This is a genomic window from Streptacidiphilus sp. ASG 303 (assembly GCF_020991365.1).
In the GTDB taxonomy this organism is placed as follows: domain Bacteria; phylum Actinomycetota; class Actinomycetes; order Streptomycetales; family Streptomycetaceae; genus Peterkaempfera.
In genome coordinates this window covers 1-297 of record NZ_JAJLRA010000145.1, presented here as the reverse complement: position 1 = coordinate 297, position 297 = coordinate 1, and the positions used below count along the sequence as shown (strand labels likewise).

Annotated in this window: 1 pseudogene; it reads left to right on the top strand. The window is 66.3% G+C overall.

The annotated features are described in order from the left end of the window. Positions 1 to 297: pseudogene (locus LO771_RS30290) on the top strand (adenylosuccinate synthetase); the annotation flags it as partial.

Here is a 297-nt window from a genome sequence, read left to right as displayed (position 1 = left end):
CAAGCTGGACGTGCTCACCGGATGGGAGCAGATCCCGGTCTGCGTCGCCTACGAGATCGACGGCCGCCGGGTGGAGGAGCTGCCGTACAACCCGTCGGACTTCCACCACGCCAAGCCGGTCTACGAGATGCTGCCGGGCTGGTCGGAGGACATCACCAAGGCGTAGACCTTCGGCTACCTGCCTAAGAACGCCCATGCGTACGTGAAGGCGCTGGAGGAGATGTCGGGCGCCCCGATCTCGGCCGTGGGCGTCGGCCCGGGCCGCACCGAGACGATCGAGATCAACTCCTTCCTGTG